Here is a 13,285-nt window from a genome sequence, read left to right on the forward strand (position 1 = left end):
AACACACATGGCATACGACCTTCAGGAAACCCCGGGCGGCAACGCTTGGCTCGGGGCGTCAGGGACGTTCACGCAGCTGGTCGAGGGGCTGAAAGCCATTGCCCTGAATAGGGACAACCTGGACCAATCCATCCATGAAGCTATCACTACGGGCGATCAGCAAGCTCTGGGCTCGGCGAAGACGTACGCGGACGTTCAGGACAAGGTCATTAGCGATGCTCTGGGGGTGTTGGACGGTAAGGCTCTCAAGAACGAGGGGATCCTCGGCACCCAGAATCTCAATGACATTGGCCGCGGCCTGTGGTCGCAGCCCTATCAAGGCAACGCAACCGAGGCGCGCAACTACCCTCAAGCGAACATCACCGGAGTCCTGGTGGCCACCGTCTCGGACCCGGACAATCAGATCCGACAGACCTTCATCGGCACCACCGGTATCTGGCACCGCGCTCGCGTGGCCTACCTCTGGGGGGAATGGGTCCGGCTCACGTCCACGATGACCAACCGCGGCAATCTAGGGTCGAAAGATCTTGATGATGTGGCTGAGGGGTTCTGGCAGCAGCCGTACTCGTCCGGCGCGACGACTGACCTGCATTACCCCATCACGACGTCGGGGTTTCTTACTGCCGTCTCATCAGGGTCAATCATTTGGCAGACGTATTCCGCTGATGCTGGCCGCGGGAATTGGCGGCGTAAGCGCGGCGCAGACTTCCAGTGGTCCGCGTGGGAACGCGTTGACTCCTCGATCCGCAACCGCGGCATCATTGGGTCCACCCATCTGGATCAAGTGATCGATGAGGGCACATGGTTCCAGAGGTACAGCTCCGGCGCTACCCCGGAGCTGGGGTACCCGGTGAAGTCTGCCGGGCAACTGGAAGTCCGCACTCTGTACGCGGCCGGCGGTGACCGGTCGCAAACGTACTGGCCAACATCGCCCGGGCTGGGCATCTGGCGTCGTGTCGCGGCAGGGTCTGTGTGGGGCGCGTGGGAGCAGGTAACGTCAGGGACCGTGAGCACCCCCGCACCCACCCCTGAATCCTCTGCTGCTGGCTCTCCTGGGATGTCGGCAATCCGCCGTACCGCCCGCGTGGACGCTGCCCGCAAGCGGCTGCTGGGCGGCGCTGGCACTGGCGGTGTGGGTGCCGTGGCCCTGCGCTTCGATGACGGCCACGACGCAGCACGGGACAAGGTGCTGCCGCTACTGCGTAAGCACGCGCTGCCCGGCTACTGGGCCGTATCCAAGACAAACCTTGACGGCTCAACGGTCACTGGCGCGGACCTGCAGGCGTGGGCGCTCAACGACGCCGCCGAGGTCACCTCGCACTCGCGGACCCACTCGGATTCCGCGACGGATCCCGCGATCCTCGACAACGTCTACACGTGGGCTGATGATTTACAGTCCCTCGTGGGTCAGGTCGTGGTGGACGCGTGGACGTTCCCGGGCGGCGGGGACTTCGGTGGTCTCAACGCCGGCGCTTACGCCAGTCTGTTCGCGGACACCTACGCTGGCCGTCTCATCCTCGAACGCTACGCCGCGGCTTACGGTGGCACGGGCGGGTGGCTGCAGCCCCTCACGGGTGAGCCGACCATAGGGCAGTCCCACGTGACCATCGAGGCGTACACGCTCGCCCAGGTCCAGGATATGGTGCGTAAGGCACAAAACGCCGGCATGGGTATCACTCTGATGCTCCACCCCAGCAAACTGGACACGGCAGGGCACATGACCAGTGCGACCCTGGATCAGGCCATGGGGTGGATCGCCGGGGAACGCGAGGCGGGGCGTCTTGTGGCGCTCACTGCCACGGGTATGGCTTTCGCGAATGCGTCCAGTAGCCACCGCGTGAACATGCTTCCCCCCATTGGACCGGAATGGGCCAGTGCCGAATGGAGCATCAGTGGAGGCGCCGCGTCCACTTCGGGGCTTCGCCCGCTGACACACAAGCTCACGATCAATCCGTTCGCCGGATCTCGTGGCGCGCCGGTCGAGCTCGCGGTGAAGGTCAGCGGCACGGCCGGCGATATCGTCCGTATCAACCTCACGGCCGCCGGCGGTGCGCTGAACACCACACGGAACGTGACCCTGACGGCGTCCACGCAGTGGATCTACAAGCCCGCCACGATCCCGGCCGGTACCGCGCTCGGGTCATCGATTGATGTGAACATCACACGGGTCTCGGGCGGGACCGTCACGGTCCAGGATGCGCGCCTTCGTACGATCTAGAGCCCGCCCTGATATGCCCGTAGAAGTCAACTATTTTCGAGGGGGACTGATGAATACTGCCGACCGCCCTGAATTCGTGCACGAGGTTCGAGAGGATGAATTCACTCATGCTATGGGTGTCGTGAGCACCGGTGGCAAAGGTGCTGTAGCACTGCGTTTTGATCATGGGCTAGCAAACTTCAATGCTAAGATCCGGCCCCTACTGGAAGCCCGCGGATTGCCGTACTCGCTCGTGCTGAATTCCCGCGCTTGGGGATTGGCAGAGAACGCCGGCGTGGACGCCGGGGTGGTGAACTACTGGGCCACCGGTGGACTATGCGAGGTGTGGAATCACGGCATTGATCATTCGGATCATCCCATGGACGAACTCGATGAGGTGATTGTCGGGGGCAAAAGGGAACTGGAAGCTCAGATCCCTTCCGCGAAAATCTACGGGTTCGCCCCGGCCGGTGTGGGTGTCGGAGGGTACGCGGGATTCAATGGAGGCGACCGCCCCGAAGCTTTCGGAACGGAAGCTGGCCGGATCATCCTGGAACATCACGCCGTTTCGGCGGGATACATGGCTGGTACATCACATCGTGTTCTCGATGGACGGCTCCGCCAGGGATCAAGCCACTACACGCTAGACACCACGGCAGCGTCCAGCCCGACCGGAGCGAGTAACCAAATCGCCGCCGCGATCGCTAACAAAACTGGGCTGCAGTTCATGATGCACCCTTCAGCACTGGACCGAGCTGGCCGCGTTACAACCGCAATTCTCACCCGGATACTCGATCACATCGCGACCCAGCGGGATGCCGGGCACCTTTCGGTGTTATCGCCTTATCAATTGACCGTCGCCAACGCGACAATCTAGACGAGCACGGCCGGCTACACCGCACGGTCTAAAAGCACCACACAAGCCACCCTCACACGGTGGCTTTTTTCGTACCCGAAGGAGACACACCATGGCCACCACTGACTACTCGAAGCTCACTGACGCCCAGCTCGAACAAACACGAGTCGCACTCATGTCCGAGCTGGAACGCCGCCGCAACCTCGCCCGAATCCCCACCGACATCCGGGCGCTCGCCGAGCAGTACGAGGCCGCCGGCGGTGACCCGGCCGAGCTGGCGGTCGAGCTTGGGGGTCAGTGATGCCTGATCACGCTCCCCGCGCCCGTCATGACCCGCCGTGGCTGTGGGACCGGGCGCGAGCTAATATCCTCTCCCTGCGGGACTCCGCATTAGCAATGGTGGGTGGTGGGTTGATCGCCACGGACGCGCTAGTGCCGGACGGTAGATGGTTGGCCTCATACTCGCTGGCTTCGATCCCCGTGTGGGTGCAGGTCGTGATTGCCGTGCTGCTCATCGGCGGGGGAGTGGTCACCGCTCTGGGGGTGCTGGTGCGCCGGGTACGTGAGCACGCTTTCGCGCCGCTGACCACGATCCTGCTCGAGCGCACTGGGTGGCTGATGCTCGCTTTCGGGTGGGGCACCACCGCTGTCGCTGTGTACGGCAACGGGCGAATGGGGTCCACGCTCTCTCTTGTGATCATGACCGCTTTAACCCTCGGTGCCGCGTCGAAAGCGGTCCTCCTGTGGTCACTGGAACGCGAGGTACGACAGGAGATCACCGCCCGACGGGCCACCACGGACGCGCTGCGGAGACTACAAGCGGAGGGGGCGTAATGGGTTTTTGGGAGTGGGCTGGATCCTCCGACGCAACGACCGTCCTCACTGCAGTGTTTGGAACGGGCGGTCTCGGCGGCGTCGTGATGCTAGTCATCCGCCATGTTCTAAAAGACAAACCCCCCAAATCTGAGCAAGTGGAAGCGGTGGAGACGGTGGCTGCGCCGGCACCAGATAGAGATGCGCTATGGATCGCGCGCCAAGCGCTGGCTATCTCCGACAGCGACCGGGGATCCCTGCGCACGCTACAGGACCAGATGAAAGAACTTGGCGCGAAGTTCGAGCACGTCACCCGCATCAACACGATCCAGGGGGAATGGATCCTCGACATACGTGGACGGTGGCATATTGTCCGGCTCTCCGAGGATCCACCACCGCCCCCGGACATCACAAACATCTAAGCCCCGCGCACCGCGGGGTTTTTTCATGCCCGCACTTGCGGGGGATAGGAGGTCCGCGGTGGTGACGTATTGCAAGTCGCAGGCCCAGGCCGACGCGGAGCAGCTCGAGTGGTTGGCGACTGCAGTGGGCAGGTCGATGCCGAATGAGTTCGGGAATCAGTGCTCCGCGGCGATCCAATCGAACAGCGTCACGTTGTTCGGGCGTCCGTACCAGGAGACATTGAGGTACGGGAACGCCATTGATCACATCACGAATGCTTCAACGGCGTACTTCCACAAGATCTATAACGACCCGAAGAACCCGAATTTGTTGCCTCGCGTGGGTGACATCGCGGTGTACCGGGGCGCGGCGCCGTTGTGGGATGGGAAGTACTACGGTCACACGTTCGTTGTGGACTCTCGTACGTCGACCCAACAGACGGGTGTGCAGCAGGATGGCGCGGCGGAGCCGGCGAAGTTGTGGCCACCTACCTACAAGTACCGGTACTCGGTTAAGCCCGCGCACAAGGCAACGTTCTGGTACATCGGGGATCCGGCTGTTGGGGACGTGATCGGGTGGCTTCGACCGCGCTGGGAGAAGGTTGTTTACACCGGTGCGGACAAGCGTGGCTATGGCGGGAAGACCACCCCGGCCGAGGTGGCGCAGAAAGTCACGCTGCCGGGTAACGGCATTGATGTGTCCAACTGGCAGAAGGGCATTGACCTTTCGAGGGTGCCGGCGGATTTCGTCGGGGTGCTCGCAACCGACGGCGCGGGGTTCACCTCGCCCACGTTCAAGGAACAGATCAACCAGGCGCAGAAGCTGGGCCGTCGCACCCTCGCGTACCACTACGCGAGGGTCAGCCAGTCGGACTCGGACACTCAGGCGAAGTACTTCCTCAAGGCTGCAGCCAAGGCAATCAAGGCCGGGGCGGTGCCGGTGCTCGACTGGGAAGAGGACGCCTGGAATCACCGAGCCGATTGGGCGATCGACTGGATCCGCTACGTGGAGAAGAAAACCGGATCCCAGGTCGTCGTGTACCAACGTCAGACAGCCGCGGCACACACATCGTGGGGCTCGTTCCGCAGACCCATGTGGCTGTCCTGGTATGGCAGCGCGGCGCGCCGCAGCGGCTACGCCACGGACTTCTCCCACATCCCTCCCGCACCGGGCTGGAAGGTCGCCCTCTGGCAGTACTCCGACAACACGATCCTCCCCGGCTACGGCGGCCCCTTGGACGTGAACCGATACTTCGGCGGCATCCCCCAATGGGATCAAGCCGTGGCCGCCGCGCTCACTGATGATCTGGAGGTCTTTCTCATGAGCCAGGAAAAGTTCAACACCTACATGGACACCTACTACCGCCAACGCCGCGGCGTGGCCGGCAGCCTCGCGTGGGGAATCGGCAACAACCGCGACCGCGGGGTGAACATCGAAGCGCTGGTCAAAGGGCTGGTGCAGTCGATCTTCGCGTTCGGCGCCAAACGCAAGGGCTCCGGCGCCGGGTCCGTCGTGACCCTTGCGGAAGTCATCGCCTACGACAAGGACAACTGGGACGACGTACGCACCCGCCTGGAAGCTATCGAGAAGAATTTGGAGAACAAGTAATGAGCACCCAACCCATCATTTACACCACCTCGATCTGGACTAAAGCATTCTGGCAGGGCGCCGGGGAACGCGCACTGAAGTCCTTCGTGCAGGGCCTCTTCGTCGGAGGCCTCTTCTCCGGCGGAACCGCAGCGGCAGCCGGCACTGAAGCGCTTCCCACCGACCTCACCAACGTGGTTCTACCCACTACCTGGTCAGTCGTCGTCACGGCCGTGCTCTTCGCCTTGCTCATGGCGCTCGCATCGGTGTGTACCTCGGTCTTGAACCCGGTGTTCACCGCGGGAGAGAAGATCGCGGAACCGTTCGGTGCGCCGGCACCGGAAGCCGCAGTGATCCCGGAAGGCACGGGTGATCACCGTGCGGCTGGCGGGTCGTCCGCTGCTGTCGCTGCTGATGAGCTCGCGGATCCGGAGGAGCTGATTGAGCCGGACCCGATTGTGACGCATACCGTGGTTGAGGTCGAGTCCCGCTGACCTGGCCGATCTAAGGCGCCCCACACCGAATGGTGTGGGGCGCTTCTTCCGTGGTTAAGGGCAAAAATTAACGCGGATGCCCATCGATGACTTCCTCACCTACGACTTCCAAATCGAAAGTGTGGGGCCAATCCGTCGCTGAGCTCTCGCAGTAAGCTGCATAGCGGCGTACGAGCTCCCTTGCGGAGCTACTAGAAGACATAACCTTGGAAGCCAACACCTGGCCAGCTGCATTCATAAACGCGACCCTAACTCCCGAGGGATCGTGATAAGTAAGCCTTACCTGCGCGATCTGACTTATCGCTGTAAAACCGGTCAGGTAGTTATCCGTTGACAGATGCTCGATGTACCTCATAGTTGGAACACTTTCCCCGCGGCCAGGTAGTGCGACGCCGACGTTGTGTCTGCGAAGGGCCATGTATGAATACTCGACCGGGATGAGGTTGGAGTTTGGCACGGTGGGGAGTGTCGTCACTCTAACCTGAGTGTTACCTGGGAGGTGTGTATGGCAGCTGCTCGACAAGCACGGGCTTGTGCTCGGCAGTCCAGGCTCGCACGGTGTCCGGCCGCCAGGTGGGTTTGCCCACCGGTGTCATGAAGTCTGGTTCCGGAAAGTGCTGCTGTGGGTCTTTGATCCACCGGTGCACCACACTGTGGGTGCGGCCGTAGACTCGAGCAATATCGGAGGGTGCCCAGACGGTTTCCATAGATGGGATTATGCCCGTTGACGCCGTCAACGAACCCCCGGTTTCCCACCCCTCACGGTTAGACCAGTTCCGCACAGTACCGAGATAGGTCAGTCCCGGAAACAGCCGTGAGCGGTTTTCAAATCCCCCCGTCTCCGCCAAAAAATCTGAGGGCCTCACATGTGAAATGTGAGGCCCTCAGTCGTGCCGTGACCTATCTAACAGTGATTTGCAGGTGTAAACTCCGAGCCACTAGCAGTTCGGAATTCCTGCCAACGGACGTCAGTCAATGAGGGCCAGCGCTGATCACGGCGACAGGGGGCTGTTTCCTAGGGGGAAACCATGAAAAAGAGCTCCGCAAGATCCTTTCTGACACTCTCACTCTCGGCGCTGTTGATCGCCACGGCCGCACCTGCGGTGGCGGCACCGCCCGAGGGACCATCACCGGAACAGCAAGCCCAAGTTCAGCCACCCACCGTGGGCGGCATCGGGTCGCTCGGTAGGGGTACCGGCACCCAGGGCACGGTGTTGCCGGAAACCGACCGCATCGTCGTGAAATTCAAGGATCAGGTGCCCGAGGTCCAGAAGGAAGATGTCCTGACCGAGGTGGAGACCACCACCGAGATCGAGGACCCGGAAATCGTCAAGACCACCGGTAACGCCGAAGACGTCGTGGAATCCGACACGATGCTCAACAAGGCCGAGCAGGAAGCCGTGGTCGAAACCATTGAGGAAGACCCGGCCGTCGAATCGGCCGAACCGGACCAGATCGTGGTCAACGCGCTCGCTGCTCATGCCGGGTCCACCCCGAATGACCGCTACTGGGGCTATCAATGGGGCCCCAGAAACATTGGCGTGCCGGGTGCCTGGTGGCAAGGTACCGGCGACGGCGTGGTGATCGGCATCGCGGATACCGGCCAGATCAACCACCCGGACCTGAACCAGCGCACGGTCCGCGGCTACGACTTCCTGTCCGACCTCTACCACTCGCGCGACGGTAACGGTCGGGACAGCAACCCCCAGGACATGGGTGATTGGAGTCCGGGCCGGGCCAACTGGTGGCACGGTGCGCACGTTGCCGGCATTGCGGCAGCACACACCAATAACCGCACCGGCATTGCCGGGGTCGCCCCGGACGCGAGGATTCAGCACGCGCGCGTCCTGGGAGCCGACGGCCGCGGTTACGTCTCGGACATCGCCGACGGCGTGATGTGGTCGGCCGGCATTGCCATCCCAGGAGTCCCGAGGAACACGACTCCCGCCAAGGTCGTCAATCTCTCCGAAGCCTGGGACGCCGCGACCTGCGCGCCCGTGATGCAGAACGCGGTCAACCGGATGCACCAGATTGGCGTCCCGCTCGTGGTGGCTGCGGGCAACGCGCGCAAGAGTGCGAATCTGGCCTCGCCGGCCAACTGTGGTGGCGCGATCGTGGTGGGAGCGACGTCGTCCCACAACAGGATGACCGGTTATTCGAACTGGGGCCCGATGGTGGATGTGGTGGCGCCGGGCGGCGATACCAACGCGCAGATCTGGTCCACGGTCAACACCGGACAGTTTTCCCTGGGCTCGCCCACGTACGGCGACCTGAGCGGAACGTCCATGGCGGCACCGCACGTGTCCGGCGTGATTGCGATGATGAAGGAACGCAACCCGAACCTGGGCGTCGAATCCATCCGTACCACCCTCCGCAACACCGGGGTGAACGTGAGCGGTTACCGCAAGGTTGACGCGAACCGCGCCGCGCGTGCCGTGGCGCCCACGGCGCGCGGGGCGATTGCCAGCTACTACAACGCCAGGGGCGGGGCCGCTGTGTACGGTCCGCCAACTACGGGTGAGCAGAGCACCGGTGTGGGTGGAGTGGTGCAGACGTTCGTGAAGAACGGCCGGGCCACCAAGATCTACTGGTCCTCCCGGACCGGCGCCCACGAAGTGAAAACCTGGACGGGGATCGGAGCCAGGCACGTATCGCTGGGCGGCCCTCGCGGAGTGGGTATCCCGTTCAACAACGAACAACCCACCTCGACCGGTGGTGCGTACCAGACCTTCGTGAACCCGCAGACGAACAAGACCACCAAGATCCTGTGGAGCTCGCGCAGCCGGGCCAACCCGATCGTGGAACGTTCGGGCATCGGTCAGACCTGGGCGCGCAACGGCTACGAGGCCAAGGCCGGATACCCGACCACTGGCGAAGTCAAGACCTCGACCGGTACGTACCAGCGCTTCCTCAACATCAAGACCGGCGTGCGGACGCAGTACACCTGGACCCCGCGGGGCGGGGTGAAGGTGACGCGACTGTAAAGATTGCTCCACCGGTCGAATGACCGTAATCAGGCGTCTGTGACCGGGCGCCAGGGGTGCGAACAGACTGAAGGCCCCGCTTCTAGCAAGCGGGGCCTTCAGTCTGTCCGAAAACGGACGGGACGGAGCTCGACTAGTGGGTGGCCGGCTCGAAGCCCTCAACCGTCACGCGGGTGTTCTCCGGGGTGGCCTTGCGCATGAACAGGGTCAGCACGAAGGCCACGACACCCAGAGCGGTTGCGGTGAGGAAGGCCGCGTGAACACCGGGAATGGCGTCAGTAGTCGTTGACCCGTCGGGGTTCTGGAGCACCGTGGTGCCGGCCTGCATGATGCCTACCAGCAGTGCGGTGCCCGCCGCACCGGCCACTTGCTGCAGCGTGGACAAAGTTGCCGAACCGTGCGAATACAGTTTGGGCGGCAGCGGGTTCAGCCCGGACGTGAACGCGGGGGTGAAGATCATGGCCAGACCCACGGACATCGCGATTTGCAGCGTGACGATCCACCACACGGCGGTGTCCGCCTGTAGCCGCGAGAAGTTGAACATCACGAACGTCAGCAGCGCAGCACCGGGTACGGCCAGCGGCCGGGGACCGAAGGCGTCGAACAAGCGACCGATCACCGGCCCCAACAGGCCCATGATCAGACCGCCGGGCAGCAGGATCAGACCGGTCTGGAGGGTGTCCAGGCCGCGAATGGTCTGCAGGTAGAGCGGGAGCACGATCACTCCACCGAACAAGGTCATCATGGCCACGGCCATCAACGCCACGGAGACGGTGAAATCGCGGTGCTTGAACGTGCGCAGGTCCAGGAAGGGGTTGTTCTTCCGCTGCAACTGGAGCTGGCGCAACGCGAACGCTGCCACGAGCAGAACACCGAGCATCAGGATCACTGCGCCGCCACCGGCGGAAGTTGCCCAGCCCATGAAGGAATCGGAGTCGTCGCCCTGTGTGCCACCGGCGCCCACCGTGGACAAACCGTGGACCAGCAGGCCGAAACCGAACACGGACAGCACCACGGAGAGCACATCCAACCGCAGATCGCCCCGTGATCCGACGTCCTTCAGACGGGTCAGACCGATGATCAGGGCGAGCACGGCAATGGGCAGCACGAACCAGAAGATGCTGCGCCACGGGAAGTGGTTCAGGATGACTCCGGAGATCGTGGGGCCCAGGGCCGGGGCCACGGAGATCACGATGGACACGTTGCCCATGACCAGACCGCGCCGTTGCTTGGGTACAAGCGTGAGGATGGTGGTCATCAGTAGCGGCAGCATGATGGCCGAACCGAACGCCTGGATCACTCGAGCCACCAGGAGAATGGCGAAACTGGGTGACAGTGCTGCAAGGAGCGTGCCCAGCGCGAAGGAGCCCATGGCCAGTCCGAAAACGGCCCGGGTGGAGACCTTCTGCAGCAGGAAGCCAGTGGTCGGAATGACCACGGCCATGGTCAGCATGAACGCGGTGGCCACCCACTGCACAGTGGCCGCGTCAACGTGGAGGTCCTCCATCAGGTGAGGAAGGGCCACGTTCAAAATGGTTTCGTTCAGGATGACCACGAAGGCTGCGATCAGCAGAACGGCAATGGTTCCCATTGCGCCCGGAGCGGTTTGCGGTGGGTGTTCCGCGGTGCCGCCCGACGCCGGTTGAGAGGGTGAAGAAGGCAAGGATGATCTCCAACGCTTGAATGTCTTGAGGATGTGCCCGTTGGCAGATCTGTACCAGGGCCGTCAGCCAGGATAGCCATGGTGACTTGCCAGTGGTTAACGGCCCTTCGGATTCTCGAGCATCTGCCACATGAACTCGTGGGAACGGGCGTGCAGCGCCGCAGCCTGTCGGTTGTCCGAGGCACCCGCGTGGCCGCCGTCCGTGGCCTCGTGGAACCATACGTTCTGGTGCCCCTGATCGAGCATTTTCGCCGCCATCTTGCGGGCCTGAACGGGCCCCACCCGATCATCGGAGGTTGCGGTCCAGATCAGAGCGGGCGGATAACACATCACGGGTGACAGCAGGTGGTAGGGGGAGAACGTGCGGATGTACTCCCATTGCTCCGGTTGCTCGGGGTCACCGTATTCCGCGATCCACGAGGCCCCGGCCGAGAGCTTGGTGTACCGGCGCATGTCCAGCAGAGGCACACCGCACGAGATCGCACCGAACAGCTCCGGGTAGGTGGTCAGCATGTTGCCCACCAGCAGTCCGCCGTTGGAGCCGCCGGCGCACGCGAGTTTCCTGGCGGTGCATACGCTGCGTCGATGCAGATCCTCCGCGACCGCCGCGAAATCCTCGTACGCACGGTGGCGGTTTTCCTTGAGTGCGGCGGTGTGCCACGACGGCCCGTATTCGCCACCACCGCGAATATTGGCCACCACGTAGACGCCCGTGCGACCGCGCTGGTCCTCCCGGGTCAACCAGGTGATCCCGGTGGCTCCCGAATATCCCGGGGTGCGGGAGACCTCGAAACCTCCGTAGCCGCTGAGCAGCGTGGGGTTCAGCCCGTCCAGCTCCAGATTGCGCGGGCCTACCTGGAAATACGGCACGCGCGTACCATCCGCGGACGTGGCGAAATGCTGAGTCACGTCCAGACCCTGCGCGTCGAAGAACGACGGCGCTCGCTTCAGGATTGCGGGCTCGCTCGCCGGGCGTTCGGTGCTGTCTGCAGTGCCTTCGGGGCCGGAGACTTCGGGCAGGGAACCCCGCCCCAAGGAGGACGGTGTGAGGTACCCGGTAACCGAGAAGAAATAGTCGTTGCCGACCTCGGGATCTTCATCGTCCACGGCCCACGCGGAAGCGCTGTGCAGCGGCGGGATGCCCGGCAGGGGAGTGAGCTCCCACTCACCGGGCACCGTGGAGTAGAGCGCGGAGGAGACATCATGCAGGGTGTTGAGGATCAGGTGGTCGCGCGTCCAGGACCACCTCTCCAGACTCGAGTGTGCGTCCGGAGTAAAGACCGATTCCACGGAGCGGTCGCCGTTCATGAACGCTCGGAGATCCGCGGCGAGCAGACAACCGGCGGGGTACTCGGTCCCGTTGAGTTCCAGAGTGTGCCGCGGGCGTATCAGGAGCCACTGTTTGTGGAGATCCACGCTCACCGTGGGGTCCAGGTCGAGTTCAACCCACTGCTCCTCGCTCCACAGGTATGTGCGCACCGTGAAGAAATCCACGAGATCCATGGCGATCACGCGTTCGAAGCCGGGTGTGTGGTCCTTGTAGACCGCGGCCTGGGCGTGGTCAGCGGGCACCTCGAAAATCACGGGAGCGTGCGCGGTGTTCTGCCCGCGGGACACTCGGCGCACCTGGCGCGGATATGAGGACTCGGTCATGGAGCCGGGGCCGGTATCGGTCGCCACGAATACGGTGTTCGCGTCCACCCAGGAAACGGAAGACTTGGCCGTGGGGACGTCGAAGCCACCGGTCACGAATTCCCGGCTCTCCAGGTCGAATTCCCGTGTGCGCACGGCGTCGCCACCATCCGGGGAGAGCCTGACCAGAGCGCGCTGCCACTGCCCGTCGGTGTACTGCGGTCGCAGCAGCCGAGCACCGGAGAAGACCCAGTCCACGTTCTCGGTGCGCGCCAATTCATCCACGTCCAACAAGACGTCCCACTCGGGGCTGTCGCTGACCCAGGACTCCCACGTGGTGCGCCGCCACAGCCCGCGCGGGTGCTGAGCGTCCCGCCAGAAGTTGTAGTAATAGGGCCCGTGCTTGGTCACGGCCGCAATGCGGAAGGGGCTGTCCATCACGTCCAGGACGCGTTCGGTCATGGACGTGAGTTCCGGGCCGTCCAGCAAGGTTTCGGTCCGCCGGTTCTGCTCCCGCACCCACTCCATGGGGCGCTCGCCGTGAATGTCCTCGAGCCACAAGAACTCATCGACAAGCTCATCCTCGAGATGCGTGGGAGAAGTAGAAGTGGTGACCATGGGCCCATGCTACGGGCGGGGTAAGACACGCACAGATGG

At 63.3% G+C, this 13,285-nt stretch carries 11 protein-coding genes; 8 read left to right on the forward strand and 3 right to left on the reverse strand.

All coding sequences use genetic code 11. The features are described from left to right. Positions 1 to 7 precede the first annotated feature (7 nt). From CKW39_RS09005 to CKW39_RS09035, 7 genes are all read left to right on the forward strand, one after another. Positions 8 to 2,218 carry a pyocin knob domain-containing protein gene (locus CKW39_RS09005; RefSeq protein WP_095797791.1) on the forward strand — a complete coding sequence of 737 codons (2,211 nt, stop codon included), beginning with the start codon at positions 8 to 10 and terminating at the stop codon, positions 2,216 to 2,218. Between the two features lie 49 nt (positions 2,219 to 2,267). Further along, positions 2,268 to 3,074, forward strand: a complete 807-nt coding sequence (locus tag CKW39_RS09010; protein ID WP_158222932.1) for a polysaccharide deacetylase family protein — start codon at positions 2,268 to 2,270, stop codon at positions 3,072 to 3,074. A gap of 91 nt (positions 3,075 to 3,165) precedes the next feature. After that, positions 3,166 to 3,354, forward strand: a complete 189-nt coding sequence (locus CKW39_RS09015; RefSeq protein WP_095797793.1) for a hypothetical protein — start codon at positions 3,166 to 3,168, stop codon at positions 3,352 to 3,354. Then, positions 3,354 to 3,887: a hypothetical protein gene (locus CKW39_RS09020; RefSeq protein WP_143469968.1), complete on the forward strand. Its 534-nt coding sequence runs from the start codon at positions 3,354 to 3,356 to the stop codon at positions 3,885 to 3,887. Before CKW39_RS09015 ends, CKW39_RS09020 begins: the two co-directional genes overlap by 1 nt. Further along, positions 3,887 to 4,288 carry a hypothetical protein gene (locus CKW39_RS09025; RefSeq protein ID WP_095797795.1) on the forward strand — a complete coding sequence of 134 codons (402 nt, stop codon included), beginning with the start codon at positions 3,887 to 3,889 and terminating at the stop codon, positions 4,286 to 4,288. The genes CKW39_RS09020 and CKW39_RS09025 overlap by 1 nt, the downstream gene beginning before the upstream one ends. A 61-nt stretch (positions 4,289 to 4,349) precedes the next feature. Then, positions 4,350 to 5,876: a glycoside hydrolase family 25 protein gene (locus CKW39_RS09030; protein ID WP_158222933.1), complete on the forward strand. Its 1,527-nt coding sequence runs from the start codon at positions 4,350 to 4,352 to the stop codon at positions 5,874 to 5,876. Next, entirely contained in the window at positions 5,876 to 6,349 is a 474-nt protein-coding gene (locus CKW39_RS09035; protein ID WP_095797797.1) for a hypothetical protein, read from the forward strand. Before CKW39_RS09030 ends, CKW39_RS09035 begins: the two co-directional genes overlap by 1 nt. A gap of 488 nt (positions 6,350 to 6,837) precedes the next feature. Here the strand turns inward: CKW39_RS09035 and CKW39_RS15300 are convergent, their stop codons facing one another. Next, positions 6,838 to 7,056 (reverse strand): hypothetical protein, encoded by a 219-nt coding sequence (locus tag CKW39_RS15300; RefSeq protein WP_143469969.1) that lies wholly within the window; start codon positions 7,054 to 7,056, stop codon positions 6,838 to 6,840. A gap of 321 nt (positions 7,057 to 7,377) precedes the next feature. Here CKW39_RS15300 and CKW39_RS09040 point away from each other — a divergent pair, with 321 nt between their 5' ends. Continuing rightward, on the forward strand, positions 7,378 to 9,333 hold the full coding sequence (locus CKW39_RS09040) for a S8 family serine peptidase (RefSeq protein ID WP_254049346.1): 1,956 nt from the start codon (positions 7,378 to 7,380) through the stop codon (positions 9,331 to 9,333). Positions 9,334 to 9,466: 133 nt separating this feature from the next. Here the strand turns inward: CKW39_RS09040 and CKW39_RS09045 are convergent, their stop codons facing one another. Together CKW39_RS09045 and CKW39_RS09050 are read right to left on the reverse strand one after the other, a co-directional pair. Then, positions 9,467 to 10,996, reverse strand: a complete 1,530-nt coding sequence (locus tag CKW39_RS09045) for an MDR family MFS transporter (protein WP_371514689.1) — start codon at positions 10,994 to 10,996, stop codon at positions 9,467 to 9,469. Positions 10,997 to 11,092: 96 nt separating this feature from the next. Then, on the reverse strand, positions 11,093 to 13,246 hold the full coding sequence (locus CKW39_RS09050; RefSeq protein ID WP_095797799.1) for a prolyl oligopeptidase family protein: 2,154 nt from the start codon (positions 13,244 to 13,246) through the stop codon (positions 11,093 to 11,095). Positions 13,247 to 13,285: the final 39 nt, after the last annotated feature.

The organism is Kocuria sp. WRN011, assembly GCF_002295155.1.
In the GTDB taxonomy this organism is placed as follows: Bacteria; Actinomycetota; Actinomycetes; order Actinomycetales; family Micrococcaceae; genus Kocuria; species Kocuria carniphila.